Source organism: Streptomyces sp. NPDC038213, assembly GCF_055600495.1.
Genome location: NZ_JBVJYM010000004.1, coordinates 67,808 through 87,809 on the forward strand (window position 1 = coordinate 67,808; position 20,002 = coordinate 87,809).

Here is a 20,002-nt window from a genome sequence, read left to right on the forward strand (position 1 = left end):
TCACGCGGAGGAGGCAGCAGGCATGAACGGCTCTGGAAACGGCAACGGTAACGGTCCGCTCGGCGGAGCGGTGGTCGCAGTGGCCGGGGCCGGCGGCCCCGCCGGCCGCGCCGCGCTGATGCGCCTGGCGGAGGCGGGGGCCACGGTCGTGGCCTCCGACGCCGACCCGGCCCGCCTCGCCGAGGCGGTCGACGCGGCGCGCTACGCCCACGGCGGCGCGACCGTCACCGGCGACACCGTCGACCTGCTCGACCTCGACGCCACCAAGGCGTGGGCCGAGCGCACCGAGAAGGAGTTCGGCCGCATCGACGGGCTCGTCCACCTGGTGGGCGGCTGGCGCGGCAGCAAGACCTTCACCGACGTCGACCTCGCGGACTGGGACTTCCTGGAGAAGCTCCTCATCCGCACCGTCCAGCACACCTCGCTGGCCTTCCACGACGGCCTGCTGCGCAGCGACATCGGCCGCTACGTGCTGATCAGCCAGTCCGGCGCGCACAAGCCCGTCGCGAACAACGCCGCGTACAACGCCGGCAAGGCGGCCGCCGAGGCCTGGACCCTGTCCCTCGCCGACTCCTTCCGCAAGGCCGGGGGCGAGGAGGGGCCGAAGGCCGCGGCTGCGATCCTGGTGATCAAGGCACTGGTGCACGACGCCATGCGCGCCGAGCGCCCGAATGCGAAGTTCGCGGGCTTCACCGACGTCGAGGAGCTGGCCGAGGCCATCACCTCCGTGTGGGAGCGGCCCGCCCCGGAAGTGAACGGACAGCGTCTGTGGCTCACCCCGCAACCCTGAGGACCGACGCCCGCCGGCACCATGACCCGGCGGTGCGCGGATTCGCCAGCGACAACTACGCCGGCGTGCACCCGGAGGTCCTCGAGGCCATCGCCCTCGCCAACGGCGGCCACCAGGTCGCGTACGGCGAGGACGAGTACACCGAGCACCTCCAGAAGATCATCCGGAGTCACTTCGGCCCCTACGCGGAGGCCTTCCCCGTCTTCAACGGCACGGGGGCCAACGTCACCGCCCTCCAGGCGATGACGGACCGCTGGGGCGCCGTGGTCTGCGCCAAGAGCGCCCACATCAACGTGGACGAGGGCGGCGCGCCGGAGCGGATGGCCGGGCTGAAGCTGCTCGCGGTCCCCACCCCGGACGGCAAGCTCACCCCCGAGCTGATCGACCAGGAGGCCTGGGGCTTCGAGGACGAGCACCGGGCCATGCCGCAGGTGGTGTCGATCACCCAGAACACCGAGCTGGGCACGGTCTACACCCCGGACGAGATCCGGGCGATCTGCGAGCACGCGCACGGGCTCGGCATGAAGGTCCACCTCGACGGGGCCCGGATAGCCAACGCGGCCGCGTCCCTGGACGTGCCGATGCGGACGTTCACCAACACGGTGGGCGTGGACGTGCTCTCCTACGGCGGCACCAAGAACGGCATGATGTTCGGCGAGGCCGTCGTCGTGCTGAACCCGGACGCCGTCCGCCAGATGAAGCACATCCGCAAGATGTCCATGCAGCTGGCCTCGAAGATGCGCTTCGTCTCGGTCCAGCTGGAGGCCCTGCTGGCCAAGGACCTGTGGCTGCGCAACGCCCGGCACGCCAACGCCATGGCCGCCCGGCTGGCCGAGGGCGTGCGCGGGCTGGACGGGGTGGAGATCCTCTACCCCGTGCAGGCGAACGCCGTCTTCGCCCGGCTGCCGCACGAGGTGTCCCGCCGGCTCCAGAAGCGCTACCGCTTCTACTTCTGGGACGAGGCGGCCGGTGACGTCCGCTGGATGTGCGGGTACGACACGCAGCCCGAGGACGTGGACGGCTTCCTGCAGGCCCTCAAGGAGGAGCTCGCCCGCTGAGCCCGGGGTCTGAAACGACCGCCGAGGTCTGAATGGATATACCCCCGACCGCAATTTCATTGAATTGCGGTCGGGGGTATGCCTATGCTCCGGCGCATGCAGCCGATCCCGCACCATCCCGACCCGCAGGCCTATCTGGCAGCCGACGAGGCCATCGACCACGGGCACCCGCTGGTCCGCGAGACCGCGGAGCTGCTGAGCGCCACCCACGGCCATGATGCATACGTATACGCCAAAGCGGCGTTCGAGTTCGTCCGCGACACCATCCCGCACTCCGCCGACGCGGGGGACGACCGCGTCACCTGGCGGGCCTCCGACGTTCTCGCGCAGCGCACCGGCATCTGCTACGCCAAATCGCACGCCCTCGCGGCCCTGCTGCGCGCCCGCGGCATCCCCACGGCCCTGTGCTACCAGCGGCTCGCCGACGAGGACGGCTCGCAGCCGGTGGTCCACGGGCTGATCGCCCTGCAGCTGCCCGGCAGCGGCCGGTGGGCCCGGCAGGACCCGCGCGGGAACGTCCCGCCCGGCGTCGACGCGCAGTTCGCCGTGGGGGAGGAGCGGCTCGCCTGGACCGTGCGGCCCGCGTTCGGCGAGGTCGACTATCCGCAGCTGTACGCCGCCCCGCACCCGGCCGTCCTCGCCGCCCTGAAGGGGGCCGCCGACCGCACCGCGCTGTGGGAGCGGCTGCCGGCGGCCCTCTGAGCGCCCGTGCGGCGTCCGCCCGGCTCAGCCGGCGTCGCGGACCTGCGCCGGGGTCGGGGCGGTGCCGCCGAGGTGGGCCGGCAGCCACCAGGAGTCCTCGGTGCCCTTGGGGCGGGCCGGGTAGGCCCGCTGGGCCGCGTCCAGCAGCTCCTGCACCCGGTCGCGCAGCCGGCGCGTCAGGGCGCCCGCGAACTGGTCCGCCGGGGCCTCCATGGGCTCGCCCACGCGCATCGTCACGGGGATGTGGCTGCGCTTGAGGTCCTTGGGCCGGCCCTTGGTCCACAGCCGCTGGGTGCCCCACAGTGCCACCGGGATCACCGGCACGCCGGCCTCCTGCGCCATGCGCACGGCGCCGGACTTGAAGCTCTTGAGCGTGAAGGACGGGGAGATGGTCGCCTCGGGGAACACCCCGATGATCTCGCCGGAGCGCAGGGCGTCCAGGGCCTGCTGGTAGGCGGCCTCGCCCCGCTCGCGGTCCACCGGGATGTGCTTCATGGCGCGCATCAGCGGCCCCGAGACCTTGTGCCGGAACACCGACTCCTTGGCCATGAAGCGCACCAGCCGCTTGGAGGGCCGCGCGGTCAGGCCCGCGAAGATGAAGTCGAGGTACCCGATGTGGTTCGAGACCAGCACGGCCCCGCCCTGCTTCGGGATGTTCTCGGTGCCCTTCATGTCGATGCGGATGTCGAGTCCGCGGAAGAGCAGGTGCGCGGCGCCGACGACCGGGGGGTAGACCAGTTCTGCCATAGCGGGGAGGTCCCCTCTTTCTGCCTGGGGAGGTTCTCCCGGGAAGTTACGCCATCGTAGGTACGTGGCAAAGGGGATCGTGCCCCATGGCAGCGCCGCAGGCCAGCCGAGACGCACGCGCCCGGGGAGATTCTCGTCACGCCGGGAATGCGGCGGTGTGCGGGGGCGCTCGTCCGTGCGTATCCACCCCCCGATCCCCCTTCACTTCCCCTTCAGTCATCAGGAACCGGCAGAGCGGAGAACAGACGTGCGGAAGCCCGACGGGCCCGGCAGCGACGGGGCGCGAGCCCCGGGGCGGGCGGCGCAGGAGGACGGCGCGCGGCGGCGGCTGGGCGCCGCCGAGCTGGGGGCCGAGCCGGGGGAGCGGGCCACCCTGGTCCAGTTCTCCAGCGCCTTCTGCCAGCCCTGCCGTGCCACGCGCCGCATCCTGGCCGAGGTGGCGGCCCTGGTGGAAGGGGTCGCGCACGTGGAGGTCGACGCCGAGGCGCGCCTCGCGCTCGTCCGGGAGCTCGGGATCGAGAAGACCCCGACGGTGCTGGTCCTGGACGGGCAGGGGCGCATCGTGCGCCGCGCCGCCGGGATGCCCCGCAAGGCGGACGTCATCGCGGCCCTCGGCGCCGCCCTCTGACTGCGGCGCCGGGCCCCGCCGGCCGCCCGGCCGCGCACACGGGGCGCCGGAGCCCCCGAGCGCGCCCCGAGGGCCCGCGCGGGCGCCCCCGGGCCGTGACCCCGCTCGCATCTCGCCGTAGCCGCTTGACTGCACATGCCACACGTCGACAAGGTGACGGCATGCGGTCTGAACTCCTTCTTTACGGACGGATCCACCTCGATCTGGCCCGCCACGCGAGCGCGCGCTGTCCCGGCTCCTGACCGGTTCCCCTCGCAACCTCTCAGAAGGACACCCCATGACGGCCCAGGCCCTCCCCGCCACCACCGCCCTGCCCGGCTCCCCCGAACTGCTGCGCTCCGTCTTCCGGCGCCACGCGGCGGGGGTCGCGGTGATCACCGCCGCCCGCGACGGCATACCGGCCGGCTTCACCGCCACCTCGCTCAGCTCGGTGGCGGCCGACCCGCCGCTGCTGTCCTTCTCCATCGGGACCGGCTCGTCCAGCTGGCCCGCGGTCTCCGCGAGCGGGTACGTCGGCGTACACGTGCTCGGCGAGCACCAGCAGGAGCTGGCGGGGCTGTTCTCGCGCAGCGGGGCCGACCGCTTCGGGCCCGCCACGCAGTGGCACACCGGCCCCGAGGGGGTGCCGCTGCTGGACGGCGTACTGGCCTGGACGGTCTGCCGGGTGGTGGCGAGGGTGCCGGCCGGGGAGCACCGGATCGTGCTGGCCGAGGTCGTCGCGGGGGACGCCTGCGGGGGGCCCGGGGGCGGTGGCCGGCCGCTGTTGTACCACCAGGGGCGCTTCAACGCGCTCCGGGACTGAAGTCCTCCCAGCTTGCGGGCACTTTCAAGCCCTGTTCGCGCGTTGGGAAGGTCACAGTTCACCGAGCTTGCTTCCTGGCGGAGGGCACGGTGTACTGACGAGTAACATTTCGTTCGGAGCGCGGGCCGCCCCGACCGGGATCCGCCTCGTATGGCGCCTATGCTGCCTGGACAAGGCAGCCCAGAAAAGACGATGCAGTAGGAGAGCCGGCGTGAGCCTGAGGATCGTTGTCTGTGTGAAGTACGTGCCCGACGCCACCGGCGACCGGCACTTCGCCGATGACCTGACCGTCGACCGCGAGGACGTCGACGGCCTGCTGTCGGAGCTCGACGAGTACGCCGTCGAGCAGGCGCTGCAGATCGCCGAGGAAGCGGACGACGCCGAGGTCACCGTCCTGACGGTCGGCCCCGAGGACGCCAAGGACGCCCTGCGCAAGGCGCTGTCGATGGGCGCCGACAAGGCCGTCCACGTCGAGGACGACGACCTGCACGGCACCGACGTCATGGGTACCTCGCTCGTGCTCGCCAAGGCCCTGGAGAAGGCCGGCTTCGACCTGGTCATCACGGGCATGGCCTCCACCGACGGCACCATGGGCGTCCTCCCCGCCATCCTCGCGGAGCGCCTCGGCGTCCCGCAGGTCACGCTGCTCTCCGAGGTCAAGGTCGAGGACGGTACCGTGACCGGCCGCCGCGACGGCGACTCCGCGAGCGAGCAGCTCGAGGCCTCCCTCCCGGCGCTCGTCTCCGTGACCGACCAGTCCGGCGAGGCCCGCTACCCGTCCTTCAAGGGCATCATGGCCGCCAAGAAGAAGCCGGTGGAGTCCTGGGACCTGTCGGACCTCGAGATCGAGGCGGACGAGGTCGGCCTCGAGGGCGCCTGGACCGCGGTGGACTCCGCGGCGCAGCGCCCGGCCCGCACCGCCGGCACGATCGTCAAGGACGAGGGCGAGGGCGGCAAGCAGCTGGCCGAGTTCCTGGCCGGCCAGAAGTTCATCTAAGAGCTTCGGCCACCCGTCTCACCGCCCCCTCACACCTCGCAACAGCAGGAGATCAGTCCCATGGCTGAAGTTCTCGTCTACGTCGACCACGTGGACGGCGCCGTCCGCAAGCCCACCCTGGAGCTGCTGACGCTGGCCCGCCGCATCGGCGAGCCCGTCGCCGTCGCCCTCGGCGCCGGTGCCGCGGACACCGCCGCCGTCCTCGCCGAGCACGGCGCGGTGAAGGTCCTCACGGCCGACGCCCCCGAGTTCGCCGACTACCTCGTCGTCCCGAAGGTCGACGCCCTCCAGGCCGCGTACGACTCTGTGTCGGCCGCAGGTTCCCTGGCCGCCGTCCTGGTCCCGTCCTCCGCCGAGGGCAAGGAGATCGCGGCCCGCCTCGCGGTCCGCATCGGCTCCGGCATCATCACCGACGCCGTCGACCTGGAGGCCGGTGACGAGGGCCCGGTCGCGACGCAGTCCGCGTTCGCCGCCTCCTTCACCACCAAGTCCCGCGTCTCCAAGGGCACCCCGGTCATCACCGTGAAGCCGAACTCGGCCCCGGTCGAGGCCGCCCCGGCCGCCGGCGCCGTCGAGGCCCTGGCCGTCACCTTCGGTGCGCTGGCCACCGGCACCAAGGTCGTCTCCCGCACCCCGCGCGAGTCCACGGGCCGCCCCGAGCTGACCGAGGCCGCGATCGTGGTCTCCGGCGGCCGCGGAGTCAACGGCGCGGAGAACTTCGGGATCATCGAGGCCCTCGCCGACTCGCTCGGTGCCGCCGTCGGCGCCTCCCGCGCCGCCGTCGACGCCGGCTGGTACCCGCACTCGAACCAGGTCGGCCAGACCGGCAAGTCGGTCTCCCCGCAGCTGTACATCGCCTCCGGCATCTCCGGCGCGATCCAGCACCGCGCAGGCATGCAGACCTCGAAGACCATCGTGGCCGTCAACAAGGACGCCGAGGCCCCGATCTTCGAGCTGGTCGACTACGGCGTGGTCGGCGACCTCTTCGCGGTCGTCCCGCAGCTGACCGAGGAGATCAAGGCGCGCAAGGGCTGAGACCCTGACGCACTGACCTGCGCTGATGCAGTGGCCCGGGGCCGCGTGGTGACTCTCGCCACGCGGCCCCGAGCCGTTTCCTGCAACCATTGACGGAGCGGGACGCCCTGACTAAATTCTGCTATGCGGATCAATGCTTCCGTGAAGCGGAAAATAGGAGAGTGCAGGATGGGTCAGCAGGAGAAGGTGGCAACGAGCCTCGCAGGCGCGGTCAGCGAGGGCATCAGCGCCTCCCTCGCGCCGGTGGACGCGGAGCTCGCGCGCCGCTACCCGGGCGACCCCGGCACCCGCCAGCCCATCCACACCGTCTACGTGCCCGGTGACGTCTTCGGCCCCGGCACCGTCCGCAGCTGGGGCGAGCAGGCCCTTGCCGCCCTCGACGAGCACGCCCCGGACGCCGCCACCTTCGCCAAGGTCCTCGGCATCCCCGACGGGCTGGCCGGCCCGGTCTACGAGCGCGTCCGCGCCAAGCTCGCCAGCGAGCCCATCGAGGACCTGCGGATCGACTTCGAGGACGGCTTCGGCGTCCGCTCCGACGAGGAGGAGGACCAGGCCGCCGCCCGCGCCGCCCGCCTGGTCTCCGAGGCCTACTCCAACGGCACCAACGCCCCGTACATGGGCATCCGGATGAAGTGCATGGAGTCCAACGTCCGCGACCGCGGCATCCGGACCACCGACGTCTTCCTCTCCGGCCTCCTCGCCCACGGCGGACTGCCGGACAACCTGGTCCTGACCCTGCCCAAGGTCACCTACGCCGAGCAGGTCTCCGCCTTCGTCGAGCTACTGGAGGCCTTCGAGGCGGCCCGCGGACTGCGCCCCGGCCGGATCGGCTTCGAGATCCAGATCGAGACCAGCCAGTCCATCCTGGCCTCGGACGGCACCGCCACCGTCGCCCGCATGATCGACGCCGCCAAGGGCCGCGCCACCGGCCTGCACTACGGCACCTTCGACTACAGCGCCTGCGTCGGCGTGTCCGCCGCCTACCAGGCCAGCGACCACCCCGCCGCCGACCACGCCAAGGCGATCATGCAGGTCGCCGCCGCCGGCACCGGCGTGCGCGTCTCCGACGGCTCCACCAACGTGCTGCCCGTCGGCACCACCGAGAAGGTCCACGAGGCCTGGAAGCTGCACTACGGGCTCACCCGCCGCGCCCTGGCCCGCGCCTACTACCAGGGTTGGGACATGCACCCCGGCCACCTGCCCACCCGGTACGCCGCCGTCTTCACCTTCTACCGCGAGGGCCTGGAGGCCGCCGCGGCCCGCCTGAAGGCCTACGTGGCCAGGATCGAGGGCGACGTGATGGACGAGCCCGCCACCGCCAAGGCGCTGGCCGGCTACCTGGTCCGCGGCCTGGACTGCGGGGCCGTCGGCGCCGACGAGGTCACCGCCCTGACCGGGCTGAGCCGCGCCGAGCTCGACGCCTTCGCCATCCCGCGCCGCTCGGCCACCCTGACCGCCACGGCCTGATCCGGGGCGTCCCCTCCGGATCCCCGGATCCGGGGGAGGCGGCCCGGGGCCCGGCACCCCGCGGGACCCGTCCGCACGAGGGACGGGTCCCGCAGTGCCGCCCGGGGTGCTGTCACACCCCGGGCGGCGGGGGGATCTCCCCCGAGCCGCGCGGCACCAGCCGGGTCGCCAGCTCCACCCGCGCCGGATCCGGTCGGGCCCCGCCGAGCCGGGCGAACAGCCGGTCCGCCGCCACCCGCCCCAGCGCGGCCGCGTCCTGGGCCACCACGGTCACCCCCGGCCGCAGCAGATCGGCCAGTTCGAAATCGTCGAAGCCGACGAGGGCGGTCGGCCGCTGCCGGCCGGCGAGGACCCGTACGAGCGTCACCGTCACCCGGTTGTTGCCCGCGAACAGGGCCGTCACCGGCGCCGGGCCCGCCAGCATCCCCGCCGCCGCCCCGGCCACCCGCTCCGCCGCCGTCGAGCCCAGCGACTCCCAGGCCGGGTCCACCGGCAGCCCCGCCGCGGCCATGGCCGCCCGGTAGCCGCGCAGCCGCTCCACCGCCGTGTGGATGCGCGGGTGGTCCCCGATGAACCCGATCCGCCGGTGCCCCTGCGCGATCAGGTGGGCCACCCCGGTGCGGGCCCCGCCGAAGCTGTCCGACAGGACCACGTCCGCCTCGATGCGGCCGGCCGGCCGGTCCACGAACACGGTGGCCACCCCCGCCCGGATCTCCGGCTCCAGGTAGCGGTGGTCGTCCCCGGCCGGGATCACGATCAGCCCGTCCACCCGGCGCGCGCACAGGGCGAGGGCCAGCTCCCGCTCCCGCTCCGGGTCCTCCGCGCTGGACCCGTTGATCAGCAGGGCCCCGTGGGCGCGGGCCACCTCCTCCACCGCGCGGCCCAGCGGCCCGTAGAAGGGGTCCGCCAGGTCCTCCAGGACGAGGCCGATGCTTGCCGTGCGGCCCTTGCGCAGGACCCGGGCGCTGTCGTTGCGCCGGAAGCCGAGGGCGGCGATGGACTCCCGTACCCGGCGCTCGGTCTCGGAGGTCACCCCCGGCTCGCCGTTGACCACCCGGGAGACCGTCTTCAGGCCCACCCCCGCATGGGCCGCCACGTCCTTCATCGTCGGGCGGATGCCGTAGCGGGGCTCGGACGGGCGGGGCGGGACGGGCACGGTCGTCAATCCTCCTGGGGTGCGGGCGGGCCTGTGGCCTGCGCGCTTACAGGGTAGGGGCAGCGATAACGTTGTCAGGGCGTAGTTGGCCGGTAACGGCGTTTCCGTGACAGGGTGTTGCGGGCAGGCCACTGGGGGCTCGCTGGGGGCTGCGGAGGCTTCGGACGAAGGGGTACCCGTGATTGTCTGGATCAACGGCGCGTTCAGTGCCGGCACGACCAGCACGGCACGCGAGCTGACCGGACTGATCCCGAACAGCCACCTGTACGACCCCGGGACGGTCGCCGGTGCGCTGCGCCGGCTGCTGCCGCGCGAGCGGCTCGACGAGGTGGCCGACTGCCAGGACCTGCCGATCTGGCGGCGCCTGGTCGTGGATTCCGCGGCGGCGCTCCTCAACGAGCTGGGCGGGGTGCTCGTGGTGCCCGTGACCCTGCTGCGCCAGGAGTACCGCGACGAGATCTTCGGCGGGCTCGCCGCCCGCCGGATCCCCGTCCACCACGTGTACCTGACCGGCGAGGAAACGATCCTGCGGACGGGCCCTGAAGCGGGGACCGCGGCCGGGGCCGGCAGCGCCTCCGCCGGCCCCCCGGCCTGGCTGGCGGCGGACGCGTACGCCGTGGACGGCGGCGCCGGGGCGCGCCGGGCCGCGGAGCTGGTCGCCGGGGCCCTGCGCAGCGGGGCCGCCGGACCCTGCCCGATCGTCCAGACCCCCGCCCCGGCCGGGGAGACCCTGGCCGCGGGCGTGCTGCTCTTCGACGAGCAGGACCGCGTGCTGCTCGTCGACCCCACGTACAAGCCCGGCTGGGAGTTCCCCGGCGGGGTGGTCGAATCCGGGGAGGCCCCCGCGCGGGCCGGGATGCGCGAGGTCGCCGAGGAGCTCGGCGTGGAACTGGACGAGGTGCCCCGGCTGCTGGTCGTGGACTGGGAGCCGCCGCGCGGCCCCTCGTACGGCGGGATGCGGCTGCTGTTCGACGGGGGCCGGCTCGACCCGGGGCGGACCGCGCGGCTGCGCCTGCCCGGGCCGGAGCTGCGGGCCTGGCGGTTCGTCACCGAGACGGAGGCGGCCGCCCTGCTGCCCGAGGTCCGCTTCGAACGGCTGCGGTGGGCCCTGCGTGCCCGCGAGCGCTCCGGGGTCCTCAACCTGGAGGCGGGCACCCCCGTCGGCTGACCGGGGGCGCCCCGCGGCCGCCCCCGCCCGGGCCCTGGAGGGCCGTCTGCTCCGCCGCGGACTTCAGGACGGCCGCCGCGTCCGCGGTCAGCGGGTCGCCGTGACCGAAACAGGCCACCTCGGGGGAGAGCGCGGCCAGCCGCCGGAAGGAGTCCAGGGCGCGGGCGCGGTCGGTGTTGAACACCCCGAGCATCACCTGCCCGACCCCCGCCACGCAGTCGCCGGTGAACAGCACCCCGTGCCGGGGCAGGTGGACGCCGATGCTGCCGTCGGTGTGCCCGGGGGCGTGCACGGCGTACGCGCCGTCCCCGAAGCCCAGCTCCTCGCCGTCCTCGACCTCCCGGTCCACCCGGGTCGGCGGGGCCTCGGGCACCGTCAGCCCGTGCGTGAACAGCGGGACCTCCCAGTCGAGGAGCACGGGTTCGGGCACCGGGGCCTCGCCCCGGATCACCGGCGCCTCCAGCCGGTGCGCGAGCACCCGGGCCCCGTACCGGTCGGCGAGCTCCTCCGCCGCGCCCACGTGGTCGCGGTGGCAGTGCGTCAGGACGATCCGGCGGATGTCCTCGGGGCGCAGCCCGAGGGAGCGTATGGAGGACTCGATGGCGGGCGCCGAGGCGGCGTTCCCGGCGTCGACCAGCGTGAGCTCGGGACCGTCCTGCCAGAGGTACGCCTGGCCGATCTCGAAGCGGAACATGTGCAGCCGCGGCCGCACCTCGGTGAACTCGACAAGATCCATGACCCGAACGTACGCACGGGCCGGGGCGGAACGGGCGCCGCCACGCTCTGGGCGGAGTACGCGCAGAGCGCAGCGAGCGGACCCGTCCCTTCTGCTGCCGGGCTCAGCCCTTCTTCGACTCCGCGTAGTTGACGAGGAACAGCGCCTCGGCCACCGAGAGCTGCTCCAGCTCCTGCGGGGACACGGACTCGTTCACCGCGTGGATCTGCGCCTCCGGCTCGCTGAGCCCGATGAGCAGGATCTCCGCCTCCGGGTACAGGGTCTGGAGGGTGTTGCACAGCGGGATCGAGCCGCCCATGCCCGCGGCCTGCATCTGCTTGCCGGGGTACGCGACCGCCATCGCCGCGGCCATCGAGGAGTACGCCGGGCTCGCCGTGTCCGCCTGGAAGGGCTGGCCCTGGCCGACCTGCTCCACGGTCACCCGGGCGTTCCACGGGGTCCGCTTCTCCAGGTGGGCCGCCAGCAGCCCGTTCGCGCGGACGGTGTCCATGCCCGGCGGCACCCGCAGGCTGACCAGGGCGCGGGCGCTCGCGTGCACGGACGGCGTGGCGCCGACCACCGGCGGGCAGTCGATGCCGAGGACGGTCACCGCGGGGCGGGCCCACAGCCGGTCCGAGACCGTGCCCCCGCCGATCAGCTCCACCCCGTCGAGGACCTTCGCGTCCGCGCGGAAGTCCTCCTCCGGGTACTGGAGGCCCTCCCACACCGCGTCCGATTCCAGGCCGTCCACGGTCGTCGAACCGTCTTCGGCGCGCAGCGAGTCCAGGACGCGGATCAGCGCGGCCAGCGCGTCCGGGGCGGCGCCGCCGAACATGCCGGAGTGCAGGTTGCCCTCCAGGGTGTCCACCTGGATGCGGACCAGGGTCATCCCGCGCAGGGTCGCGGTGACCGTGGGCAGCCCGCAGCGGAAGTTGCCCGCGTCGCCGATCACGATGGCGTCGGAGGTCAGCAGGCCGGGGTGGGCCTCGGCGTACTGCTGGAGGCCGCCGGTGCCCTGCTCCTCGGAGCCCTCGACGATGACCTTGACCCCCACCGGCACCCCGCCGTTGGCCTTCAGGGCGCGCAGCGCGAGCAGGTGCATGATGAACCCGCCCTTGCAGTCCGCGGCGCCGCGGCCGTACCAGCGGCCGCCGCGCTCGGTCAGCTCGAAGGGCGGGGAGTCCCAGGCTGCCTCGTCCAGCGGGGGCTGCACGTCGTAGTGCGCGTACAGCAGCACCGTCGGGGCGCCCTCGGGGCCGGGCAGGTAGCCGTACACCGACTGCGTGTCGTCGGGGGTGTCGAGCAGGGCCACGTCCTGGAAGCCCTCGGCGCGCAGCGCGTCGGCGACCCAGTTGGCCGCGCCCTCGCTCTCGCTCTTCGGGAACTGCGCCCAGTCCGCCACCGACTGGAAGGCCACCAGCTCGGTCAGCTCCGTCTTGGCGCGGGGCATCAGTGCGGCGACGGATTCGGCGATCGGATGGGACGTCATGGGCACGCTCCTCGTGGGTGCGACGTTGTGGTACGTGTACGCCGGGAACCGTACGCCTCGTGGGCGCGGCGGGATCACGGCGGGGACAGAGCCGATCTTCCCACAGCGGGCCCGCGGCGGGCCCGGCCGTAGGATGCGCTCGGCACCGGAGCAACTGGGGATACAGGAGCATCAGCACATCGTGAGCGAGCACGGGGACAAGGGCGGGGCGGACCGCGGGCGGTACGAGGGCGAAGGCCGCGAGGAGCCGCAGGCGCAGGAGCCGGCCGGCGGGACGGGCCCGGAGACGGCGGACGGCCCGCAGGAGCAGGCCGACCCGCAGGAGCAGGCCGATCCGCAGGAGGGCGCGGGCCCGCAGGAAGGCTCTCCCGCGGCGGAGCCGGCCGCGGAGCCGGGCGCCGGGGGAATCTGGGACGTCGTGGTGGTCGGCGGCGGACCCGCCGGGGCCAGCGCGGCCCACGCGGCGGCCGCCGCGGGCTGCCGGGTCCTGCTGCTGGAGAAGGCCGTGCTGCCCCGGTACAAGACCTGCGGCGGCGGCATCATCGGCCCCTCGCGCGACGCCCTGCCGCCGGGCTTCGTGCTGCCGCTGGAGGACCGGATCCACGCGGTCACCTTCTCGCTCAACGGCCGGCTGACCCGCACCCGCCGCTCGCGGCACATGCTCTTCGGGCTGGTCAACCGGGCCGGTTTCGACGCCGCCCTGGTGGCCGCGGCCGAGAAGGCCGGGGCGCAGGTGCGCACGGGCGTCGCGGTGGCGCGGGTGGAGCAGCACGGCCCGGCCGTGCCGGACCGCCGCACGGTCGCCGTGGTGCTCGCGGACGGGGAGACCGTGCTGGCCCGCGCGGTGGTCGGCGCGGACGGCAGCGCCGGCCGGATCGGGGCCCACGTGGGGGTGAAGACCGCGCAGGTGGACCTCGGACTGGAGGCGGAGATCCCGGTCCCGGCCACCGTCGCCGAGGACTGGAAGGGCCGGGTGCTCATCGACTGGGGGCCGCTGCCGGGCAGTTACGGCTGGGTCTTCCCCAAGGGCGACACGCTCACCGTCGGGGTCATCTCGGCCCGCGGCGACGGTGCGGCGACCAAGCGGTACCTCGACGAGTTCATCGGACGGCTCGGCCTCGCCGGTTTCGAGCCCGCGGTCTCCTCCGGGCACCTGACCCGCTGCCGCACGGAGGACTCGCCGCTCTCGCGCGGCCGGGTGCTGGTGGCGGGGGACGCGGCCGGGCTGCTGGAGCCGTGGACCCGCGAGGGCATCTCCTTCGCGCTGCGCTCGGGCCGGCTGGCGGGGGAGTGGGCGGTCCGCATCGCGGAGGCGCAGGACGCCGTCGACACCCGCCGCCAGGCGCTGAACTACGCCTTCGCCGTCAAGGCGGGCCTGGGCGTGGAGATGGGCGTCGGCCGCCGGATGCTGGCCGTCTTCGAGAGCCGGCCGGGGGTGCTCCACGCGGCGGTCACCGGATTCCGGCCCGCCTGGCGGGCGTTCGCGCGGATCACCCGCGGCTCCGCCACCCTGGCCTCGATGGTGAAGACCTCGCCGGTGGCGCGCCGGGCCCTGGAGGCCCTGGACCGCAGGCACGGGCAGGCGGCGCCGGCCGGAGCCGGGGCGCAGGGGGCGGCCGGGGCCGCGCAGGAGGCGCCGGGCGGGGAGGCCGGCGGGCGGGAGCGGGTCACCCCGTCACCGTGATCCGGAAGACCGGGTGGTCGGGGGCGGCGGCGAGCAGTTCGGCGTCCGTGGAGGCGGCGTTCACCCCCCGGAAGAACTGGTTGACCTCCCACTCCCACTTCTTCAGGTAGCCGCGCAGGAGTTCGGGCTTCTCGGCGTCGGTGACCTCCGTCGCCGTGAAGACCCGCACCCTGCGGCCCACGCGGAGCTCGCCGCCGCCGGCCGCGCGCATGTTGCGCACCCACTGGGAGTGGCCGCGCGCCGAGACCAGGTACCGGGCGCCGTCCGTGTGCGTGTACGGGTTGACCGGGATCCGCTGGAGCTGCCCGGACTTCCGGCCGCGGACGGAGAGTTCGGCGCTTCCGGCGAGGCTGATGCCGATCCGGGCCAGCTTGCCGAAGAGCGAGTTGAAGCGCTTGGCGAAGGGTCCGGCCTGCACGTAGTACGGGGTGCTGCTGCTCATGGCGGTCTCCCGGTGCTCGCAGTGTGGAGAGCGGTGCTCTCGCTTGAGATCAGTGTGCACGCAGGCGTCCGGCAATTCAAGAGCACTGCTCTCGTTTCTGGTCGGTGCTCTGTTTCCGTGGCAGGATGCCCGTATGAGTACCGTGCGAGGGGCCCGGGAGCGGGCCCGGATCGAGATCACCGCCGCCATCAAGGACGAGGCCCGCAGACAGCTGGCCTCCGAGGGCGCTGCCAGGCTCTCGCTGCGCGCCGTGGCCCGGGAGCTGGGGATGGTCTCCTCCGCCCTCTACCGCTACTTCCCCAGTCGTGACGAGCTGCTGACCGCGCTGATCACCGAGGCCTACGACAGCGTCGGGGCCGCGGCGGAGGGCGCCCTCGCCGAGGCCGGGCGCGAGGGCGCCGCCCCCCGCGGGGCCTGGGCGGCCGTCTGCCGCTCCGTCCGCGCCTGGGCCCTCGCCCACCCCCACGAGTACGCCCTCCTGTACGGCTCGCCGGTCCCCGGCTACAGCGCCCCGCAGGACACCGTCGGCCCCGCCTCGCGGGTCGGCAACACCCTCGTCGCCGTCGCCCGCCGGGCCCGCGACGAGGGAGTCCTCGGCCGGCCGCCGCTCGCCGCCCCGCTGCGCCCCGAGGCGGAGCGGATGGCCGCCGACCTGGGCATGGAACTGCCCGCGGAGGTGACGGCGGCCCTGGTCGCGGCCTGGGCCCAGCTGATGGGGCTGGTCTCCTTCGAGCTGTTCGGTCAGTTCCAGAACGTGGTCGAGGACCGGGAGGCCTTCTTCGCCCACGCGGCGGACCGGCTGGCCGCGGAGGTCGGCCTCTGAGGTGGCGCGGGGGCGGGCGACCGTACGCCCGCCGGGTCCGCGGCCTGCGTCCGTGCCCGCCCTCCGCGCGCCCGCCCGTGGGCCCGCGGCCCGCCGGTCCCGCCCCCGCGTACGACTGCCCGGCCCTCCGCCCTCAGATCGCGGAGGTCTCGCTCCACAGCCGGGCCACCGACGGGTCCCCTGAGACCTCCGGGCCCGCCAGCGGCAGGCGGTTCCACAGCGCCGCGTACAGCCACTCGGCGGTGCCCGTGACCTCGCAGTCCGCGGGCCCGCCGCCGTCCCCGGGCACCGTCCGGGCCGGCTCCGCCGACAGGTGTACGGTCCATACCGCGCCCGTGTCGGCGGCCCGCACCCGCAGCACCCGCGGCTCCCCGCCGGTCCGCACCCGGCTCCGGGGCCGGGCGTGGAACCCGGTCAGCAGCTCGTCCACCCCGTCCTCCGCGAACCCGGCCTCCACCGGCCCGAACCCGCGGCCCAGCGCCGATTCGGCGTCCATCCGGTGGACGGTGGTCTCATGGGCCTGCCGCCGGGCCCAGAAGGCGAGCGGGGAGGGCGCGGCCGTGGGCAGGAAGGTCCAGCACTGCCGGTCCTCCGGCGCCTCGGACAGGGTGCGCACGAGCGCCGCGTGCCCTTCCCGGAACCAGGCCGTCAGCTCCTGCCCGGCCAGCTCCGGGCCCTCACCGAACGGCACCCGCTCCCGCAGCCCCTCGGCGGGGTAGCGCGCGGCCCAGCGGTGCACCGCGCCCGTGTGCCGCAGCAGGTCCGCGACCCGCCAGCCCGGACAGGTCGCCACGGCCGCGTCCGTACCGGCCCGCTCCGCCGCGTCCGCCAGCGAAACACCCTCGCGCTCAAGGACCTTGATGTACTCGGTGATCTCCATGCGCGCGAGTGTGCCAGGCCTGCCAGGATGGGGTGCGGGCGTTCCACGGCGTGGGCACCCCCGGGCGCGCACGGCCCGGCGGGCCCGGCAGGACGACCGGCCGGCAGGGCGAGCAGGACAGACCGACAGAACGACAGAACGACAGCAACGATGCGAGGGGGCGGCCGTGGCGGAGGCGGCGGACGGCGGGCTGTTCCCGAGGGACCGCGCCCGGCCCGCCCCCGGAGCCGTCCACGTCCCCGACTGGCTGCCGCCCGCCCGGCAGCGCGCCCTGCTCGCCGCCTGCCGGGAGTGGGCCCGCCCGCCGGCCGGGCTGCGGACCGTCCGCATCCCGGGCGGCGGCACGATGAGCGCCCGCCAGGTGTGCCTGGGCCGGCACTGGTTCCCGTACGGCTACGCCCCCACCGCCGTGGACGGCGACGGCGCCCCCGTCAAACCCCTCCCCTCCTGGCTCGCCGATCTGGCCCGGGACGCGGTGCGCGAGGCGTACGGACCGGGGCCGGACGCCGGAGCGTACGGGGATCCGGACGGCGCCCCGTACGACACCGCTCTCGTGAACTTCTACGGGCCCGGCGCCCGGATGGGCATGCACCGCGACACCGACGAGAGCTCGCCCGCCCCCGTGGTCTCGCTCAGCCTCGGCGACTCCTGCGTCTTCCGGATCGGCACGGAGGGCTCCCGCGGCCGCCCCTACGCCGACGTGGAGCTGCGCAGCGGCGACCTCTTCGTCTTCGGCGGCCCGGCCCGGCGCGCCTACCACGGGGTACCGCGGGTGCACCCGGGCAGCGGGCCGCCCGCCCTCGGGCTCGCGGGGCGCCTGAACATCACGCTCCGCGTCAGCGGCCTCCGCTGACCGGCCGCACCGCGGGGGACGGGATGCGGAGGAGCGCCGGGATCATGCGAGGATCGGCCCCATGAACGGCAACACGGCCCCGCAGCGGGTGGGGGATGCGTCCACGCGGACCCGGCTGGAGCGCGGCCGCGGGGCGCTCGGGCCGGCGCTGGAGCTCGTCCACACCGGCCGGGCCCCGACCCGCGCCGTGCTGACCGCGGAACTGGGCGTCACGCGCGCCACCGCCGGGGCGGTCGCCGCGGAGCTGGAGGCCCTCGGCCTGATCCGGGTGGACTCGCGGCCCGGGGTCGCGAGCGGCTCCCAGGGCCGGCCCTCGCACCGGCTGGCCATCGCGGAGGACGGGCCCGTCGCCCTTGCCGCCCAGGTGCACCCCGACGGCTTCCGGGCCGCGCTCGTGGGACTCGGCGGCCGGATCGTCGCCACCGCCCCCGGGCACGTGACCGTCTCCGCCGACCCGGCCCAGGTGCTCGGCGCCGTGGTGGACGCGGGGGCCGTCCTGCTGAAGGAGAGCGGCCGCCGCTGCGTGGGCGCGGGCCTCGCCGTGCCCTCGGCCGTCGCCGAACCGGACGGCACCGCGCTCAACCCGCTCCACCTGGCCTGGCCCGCGGGCGCCCCGGTCCGCGCCATCTTCGCCGAGTGCGTCCGGGCCGCGGGCATCGGCGGCCCCGCCCTGGCGGGCAACGACGTCAACCTCGCCGCGCTCGCCGAGCACCGGCACGGCGCCGGGCGCAGCGCCCAGCACCTGCTGTGCGTGGCCACCGGGCACCGCGGGGTCGGCGGCGCCCTCGTACTCGACGGCCGTCTGCACAGCGGCAGTTCGGGTCTGGCGCTGGAGGTCGGCCACCTGACCGTGAACCCCGAGGGCCGGGCCTGCCACTGCGGCGGGCGCGGCTGCCTGGACGTGGAGGCCGATCCGCTGGCCCTCCTGACGGCGGCGGGCCGCACCCCGGGCCCCGAGGTCTCCCTGCTCCAGCAGGCCCGCGACCTGCTGCGCGAGGAGTACGCGCACCCCGCCGACCCCGCCGTGCGCCGCGCCGCCGAGGAGCTCATCGACCGCCTGGGCCTGGGCCTGGCGGGGCTGGTGAACATCCTCAACCCGGACCGCATCATCCTCGGCGGGCTGCACCGCGAGCTGCTGGACGCCGATCCCGAGCGGCTGCGCGCCGTGGTGGCCGACCGCAGCCTGTGGGGGCGCAGCGGGGGCGTGCCGATCCTGCCGTGCACCCTGGACCACAACAGCCTGGTGGGCGCGGCCGAACTGGCCTGGCAGCCGGTGCTGGACGACCCGCTGGGGGCGCTGGGCGCGCCCGTGTAGCCGCCGGCCGACCCGGGCGGCGGTCCGCGGACCTGCGCCCGGCGGTCCGCGGACCTGCGCCCGGAGGCCGTCGGCCGCGCCCGGCGGGCCCAGCCGACCGCCCGGCGCTCAGCCGACCGCGGCGCCGACCGGCAGGTCCGCCGGCGCCCGCGCCGGTACGGACCGGATCACCACCTGTGCGGCGACCCGCGGGGGCGCGGGCGCGGCCGCCAGGGTGAACCAGACCACCTTGCCGGTCCGCCCCGGGGCCCGCTCCGGGCGCGCCCCCCAGCTCTCGCTGACCGCCGCCACGAGCGACAGCCCGCGCCCGCAGGTCTCCAGCGGGCCGGCCTGCCGCAGCTCGGGCAGCCGGGGGTCCTGGTCGCGGACCGAGACGGTGAGGGTGCCGTGCCGCAGCTCCAGCTCCACGGTGCAGCGCTTGTCGGTGCGCGCGTGGCGGTGGACGTTGCCGAGCAGCTCGGTCACGCCGAGCGCGGCCTGGTCCACGAGGGGGTCGAGCTGCCAGTACCGCAGTTGTGCAGAAACGATCCTGCGTATCTGGCCCATACGTGCCGGCAGAGCTTCGAGCTCCACCGCGCAGATCCTGCTCCGATGACCGGTCACGGCTGCGACTCCCCGAAATGAGGTCCGGAAGAAGACGACGATGCGATCCAGCACGTTCTGACTGCGTGTTCACCGAGGGTGCACCACGAGTGACGCCTTCCAGACTCACCCCTCCCACCACCCGGCGCAACTCGCACCCCGCGGGCCCCGCCCGCCCCCGGTCCGCTCAGCCCCGCTCGCCCCGGGCCCGGCGTACGGCCTCCAGGAACCGCCCCGCCGGGACGCACAGCCGGTAGCGGGACCCGTTGAGCCGCGCCACCGCCCCGCGGCGCGCGAACAGGGAGCGGGCCGCCCGCACCGCGGCCACCGGAGCGCTGTCGATCACCCGCCCGCTGCTGGTGAGCAGGTGCAGCCTGCCGTCGCGGATCACCACCTTGCCCGCCCGGGTCAGCGCCCGCGGCCAGCGGTCGATGCGCACGCCCGTCGCGGTGAACTCCGCACCCGCCGGTTCCGCCATGGCCGACCACCCCCTTCGACCCGGCCCAGTCTGCCCCCGTCCGGCGGCCCGCGCCAGGGGGTGCGCACGCCCGTACAGGCGTTCCCAAAGCGATCCGACGAGATACCCAAAGTCAGCGTTTGCGCAGGTGGGGGAGGTACATTGCGAAGCAGGGGACCGGAGAAGCCGGACCACAGCAAGGAGCAGGGCAC

At 74.7% G+C, this 20,002-nt stretch carries 21 protein-coding genes; 13 read left to right on the plus strand and 8 right to left on the minus strand.

Features of this window, described 5'->3' with window-relative positions; genetic code table 11:
- The first annotated feature begins 22 nt into the window (after positions 1 to 22).
- From ACZ7JZ_RS07645 to ACZ7JZ_RS07655, 3 genes are all read left to right on the plus strand, one after another.
- On the plus strand, positions 23 to 790 hold the full coding sequence (locus ACZ7JZ_RS07645; protein ID WP_470934332.1) for an SDR family NAD(P)-dependent oxidoreductase: 768 nt from the start codon (positions 23 to 25) through the stop codon (positions 788 to 790).
- Complete coding sequence (locus ACZ7JZ_RS07650) at positions 787 to 1,848, plus strand: threonine aldolase family protein (protein WP_470935217.1); 1,062 nt, start codon at positions 787 to 789, stop codon at positions 1,846 to 1,848. Before ACZ7JZ_RS07645 ends, ACZ7JZ_RS07650 begins: the two co-directional genes overlap by 4 nt.
- A gap of 96 nt (positions 1,849 to 1,944) precedes the next feature.
- Complete coding sequence (locus ACZ7JZ_RS07655) at positions 1,945 to 2,550, plus strand: transglutaminase-like domain-containing protein (RefSeq protein WP_470934334.1); 606 nt, start codon at positions 1,945 to 1,947, stop codon at positions 2,548 to 2,550.
- 24 nt (positions 2,551 to 2,574) lie between these two features.
- On the opposite strand, the gene ACZ7JZ_RS07660 is transcribed toward ACZ7JZ_RS07655, so the two are convergent.
- Positions 2,575 to 3,297, minus strand: a complete 723-nt coding sequence (locus ACZ7JZ_RS07660; protein WP_470934336.1) for a lysophospholipid acyltransferase family protein — start codon at positions 3,295 to 3,297, stop codon at positions 2,575 to 2,577.
- Positions 3,298 to 3,544: 247 nt separating this feature from the next.
- Between ACZ7JZ_RS07660 and ACZ7JZ_RS07665 the strand changes: the two genes are divergently transcribed.
- The 5 genes from ACZ7JZ_RS07665 to ACZ7JZ_RS07685 all read left to right on the plus strand — a co-directional run bounded on the left by ACZ7JZ_RS07665 (position 3,545) and on the right by ACZ7JZ_RS07685 (position 8,226).
- Positions 3,545 to 3,925: a TlpA family protein disulfide reductase gene (locus ACZ7JZ_RS07665; protein WP_470934337.1), complete on the plus strand. Its 381-nt coding sequence runs from the start codon at positions 3,545 to 3,547 to the stop codon at positions 3,923 to 3,925.
- 277 nt (positions 3,926 to 4,202) lie between these two features.
- Positions 4,203 to 4,727, plus strand: a complete 525-nt coding sequence (locus tag ACZ7JZ_RS07670; protein ID WP_470934339.1) for a flavin reductase family protein — start codon at positions 4,203 to 4,205, stop codon at positions 4,725 to 4,727.
- Between the two features lie 211 nt (positions 4,728 to 4,938).
- Positions 4,939 to 5,724, plus strand: a complete 786-nt coding sequence (locus tag ACZ7JZ_RS07675) for an electron transfer flavoprotein subunit beta/FixA family protein (RefSeq protein ID WP_470934341.1) — start codon at positions 4,939 to 4,941, stop codon at positions 5,722 to 5,724.
- A 60-nt stretch (positions 5,725 to 5,784) separates the two neighbouring features.
- Entirely contained in the window at positions 5,785 to 6,759 is a 975-nt protein-coding gene (locus ACZ7JZ_RS07680) for an electron transfer flavoprotein subunit alpha/FixB family protein (protein WP_470934343.1), read from the plus strand.
- Between the two features lie 168 nt (positions 6,760 to 6,927).
- The gene (locus ACZ7JZ_RS07685; protein WP_470934345.1) at positions 6,928 to 8,226 is read left to right on the plus strand and encodes a DUF6986 family protein; all 1,299 of its coding nucleotides are present in this window, start codon (positions 6,928 to 6,930) and stop codon (positions 8,224 to 8,226) included.
- Between the two features lie 112 nt (positions 8,227 to 8,338).
- On the opposite strand, the gene ACZ7JZ_RS07690 is transcribed toward ACZ7JZ_RS07685, so the two are convergent.
- A complete protein-coding gene (locus ACZ7JZ_RS07690; protein WP_470935220.1) occupies positions 8,339 to 9,331 on the minus strand; it encodes a LacI family DNA-binding transcriptional regulator in 993 nt (330 codons plus the stop codon).
- Between the two features lie 229 nt (positions 9,332 to 9,560).
- Here ACZ7JZ_RS07690 and ACZ7JZ_RS07695 point away from each other — a divergent pair, with 229 nt between their 5' ends.
- Positions 9,561 to 10,550, plus strand: a complete 990-nt coding sequence (locus ACZ7JZ_RS07695; protein WP_470934347.1) for an NUDIX domain-containing protein — start codon at positions 9,561 to 9,563, stop codon at positions 10,548 to 10,550.
- Here ACZ7JZ_RS07695 and ACZ7JZ_RS07700 read toward each other — a convergent pair.
- On the minus strand, positions 10,519 to 11,286 hold the full coding sequence (locus ACZ7JZ_RS07700; protein ID WP_470934349.1) for an MBL fold metallo-hydrolase: 768 nt from the start codon (positions 11,284 to 11,286) through the stop codon (positions 10,519 to 10,521). The two genes, ACZ7JZ_RS07695 and ACZ7JZ_RS07700, sit on opposite strands and share 32 nt — an antisense overlap.
- Positions 11,287 to 11,389: 103 nt before the next feature.
- Positions 11,390 to 12,754 carry a M20/M25/M40 family metallo-hydrolase gene (locus ACZ7JZ_RS07705; RefSeq protein ID WP_470934351.1) on the minus strand — a complete coding sequence of 455 codons (1,365 nt, stop codon included), beginning with the start codon at positions 12,752 to 12,754 and terminating at the stop codon, positions 11,390 to 11,392.
- Positions 12,755 to 12,932: 178 nt separating this feature from the next.
- Here ACZ7JZ_RS07705 and ACZ7JZ_RS07710 point away from each other — a divergent pair, with 178 nt between their 5' ends.
- A complete protein-coding gene (locus tag ACZ7JZ_RS07710) occupies positions 12,933 to 14,438 on the plus strand; it encodes a geranylgeranyl reductase family protein (RefSeq protein ID WP_470935223.1) in 1,506 nt (501 codons plus the stop codon).
- On the opposite strand, the gene ACZ7JZ_RS07715 is transcribed toward ACZ7JZ_RS07710, so the two are convergent.
- On the minus strand, positions 14,422 to 14,880 hold the full coding sequence (locus ACZ7JZ_RS07715; RefSeq protein ID WP_470934353.1) for a nitroreductase family deazaflavin-dependent oxidoreductase: 459 nt from the start codon (positions 14,878 to 14,880) through the stop codon (positions 14,422 to 14,424). The genes ACZ7JZ_RS07710 and ACZ7JZ_RS07715 overlap by 17 nt on opposite strands.
- A 133-nt stretch (positions 14,881 to 15,013) precedes the next feature.
- Between ACZ7JZ_RS07715 and ACZ7JZ_RS07720 the strand changes: the two genes are divergently transcribed.
- Positions 15,014 to 15,703 carry a TetR/AcrR family transcriptional regulator gene (locus ACZ7JZ_RS07720; protein WP_470934355.1) on the plus strand — a complete coding sequence of 230 codons (690 nt, stop codon included), beginning with the start codon at positions 15,014 to 15,016 and terminating at the stop codon, positions 15,701 to 15,703.
- Positions 15,704 to 15,836: 133 nt separating this feature from the next.
- Here the strand turns inward: ACZ7JZ_RS07720 and ACZ7JZ_RS07725 are convergent, their stop codons facing one another.
- A complete protein-coding gene (locus tag ACZ7JZ_RS07725; RefSeq protein ID WP_470934357.1) occupies positions 15,837 to 16,583 on the minus strand; it encodes a maleylpyruvate isomerase family mycothiol-dependent enzyme in 747 nt (248 codons plus the stop codon).
- 166 nt (positions 16,584 to 16,749) lie between these two features.
- Between ACZ7JZ_RS07725 and ACZ7JZ_RS07730 the strand changes: the two genes are divergently transcribed.
- Positions 16,750 to 17,436, plus strand: coding sequence for an alpha-ketoglutarate-dependent dioxygenase AlkB family protein (locus ACZ7JZ_RS07730; RefSeq protein ID WP_470934359.1), 687 nt, complete (start codon positions 16,750 to 16,752; stop codon positions 17,434 to 17,436).
- A 61-nt stretch (positions 17,437 to 17,497) separates the two neighbouring features.
- Positions 17,498 to 18,751 carry an ROK family protein gene (locus ACZ7JZ_RS07735; RefSeq protein WP_470934361.1) on the plus strand — a complete coding sequence of 418 codons (1,254 nt, stop codon included), beginning with the start codon at positions 17,498 to 17,500 and terminating at the stop codon, positions 18,749 to 18,751.
- Between the two features lie 108 nt (positions 18,752 to 18,859).
- Here the strand turns inward: ACZ7JZ_RS07735 and ACZ7JZ_RS07740 are convergent, their stop codons facing one another.
- Together ACZ7JZ_RS07740 and ACZ7JZ_RS07745 are read right to left on the minus strand one after the other, a co-directional pair.
- A complete protein-coding gene (locus ACZ7JZ_RS07740) occupies positions 18,860 to 19,354 on the minus strand; it encodes an ATP-binding protein (RefSeq protein WP_470934363.1) in 495 nt (164 codons plus the stop codon).
- A gap of 166 nt (positions 19,355 to 19,520) precedes the next feature.
- Positions 19,521 to 19,811 carry a hypothetical protein gene (locus ACZ7JZ_RS07745; protein WP_470934365.1) on the minus strand — a complete coding sequence of 97 codons (291 nt, stop codon included), beginning with the start codon at positions 19,809 to 19,811 and terminating at the stop codon, positions 19,521 to 19,523.
- Between the last annotated feature and the right edge of the window lie 191 nt (positions 19,812 to 20,002).

Excerpts from the sequence above, each read along its gene's own strand:
- ACZ7JZ_RS07645 (WP_470934332.1), top strand. The coding sequence starts at position 23 with ATGAACGGCTCTGGAAACGGCAACGGTAACGGTCCGCTCGGCGGAGCG.
- ACZ7JZ_RS07655 (WP_470934334.1), top strand. The coding sequence starts at position 1,945 with ATGCAGCCGATCCCGCACCATCCCGACCCGCAGGCCTATCTGGCAGCC.
- ACZ7JZ_RS07660 (WP_470934336.1), bottom strand. The coding sequence starts at position 3,297 with ATGGCAGAACTGGTCTACCCCCCGGTCGTCGGCGCCGCGCACCTGCTC.
- ACZ7JZ_RS07670 (WP_470934339.1), top strand. The coding sequence starts at position 4,203 with ATGACGGCCCAGGCCCTCCCCGCCACCACCGCCCTGCCCGGCTCCCCC.
- ACZ7JZ_RS07680 (WP_470934343.1), top strand. The coding sequence starts at position 5,785 with ATGGCTGAAGTTCTCGTCTACGTCGACCACGTGGACGGCGCCGTCCGC.
- ACZ7JZ_RS07685 (WP_470934345.1), top strand. The coding sequence starts at position 6,928 with ATGGGTCAGCAGGAGAAGGTGGCAACGAGCCTCGCAGGCGCGGTCAGC.
- ACZ7JZ_RS07690 (WP_470935220.1), bottom strand. The coding sequence starts at position 9,331 with ATGAAGGACGTGGCGGCCCATGCGGGGGTGGGCCTGAAGACGGTCTCC.
- ACZ7JZ_RS07700 (WP_470934349.1), bottom strand. The coding sequence starts at position 11,286 with ATGGATCTTGTCGAGTTCACCGAGGTGCGGCCGCGGCTGCACATGTTC.
- ACZ7JZ_RS07705 (WP_470934351.1), bottom strand. The coding sequence starts at position 12,754 with ATGACGTCCCATCCGATCGCCGAATCCGTCGCCGCACTGATGCCCCGC.
- ACZ7JZ_RS07715 (WP_470934353.1), bottom strand. The coding sequence starts at position 14,880 with ATGAGCAGCAGCACCCCGTACTACGTGCAGGCCGGACCCTTCGCCAAG.
- ACZ7JZ_RS07720 (WP_470934355.1), top strand. The coding sequence starts at position 15,014 with ATGAGTACCGTGCGAGGGGCCCGGGAGCGGGCCCGGATCGAGATCACC.
- ACZ7JZ_RS07725 (WP_470934357.1), bottom strand. The coding sequence starts at position 16,583 with ATGGAGATCACCGAGTACATCAAGGTCCTTGAGCGCGAGGGTGTTTCG.
- ACZ7JZ_RS07735 (WP_470934361.1), top strand. The coding sequence starts at position 17,498 with ATGAACGGCAACACGGCCCCGCAGCGGGTGGGGGATGCGTCCACGCGG.
- ACZ7JZ_RS07745 (WP_470934365.1), bottom strand. The coding sequence starts at position 19,811 with ATGGCGGAACCGGCGGGTGCGGAGTTCACCGCGACGGGCGTGCGCATC.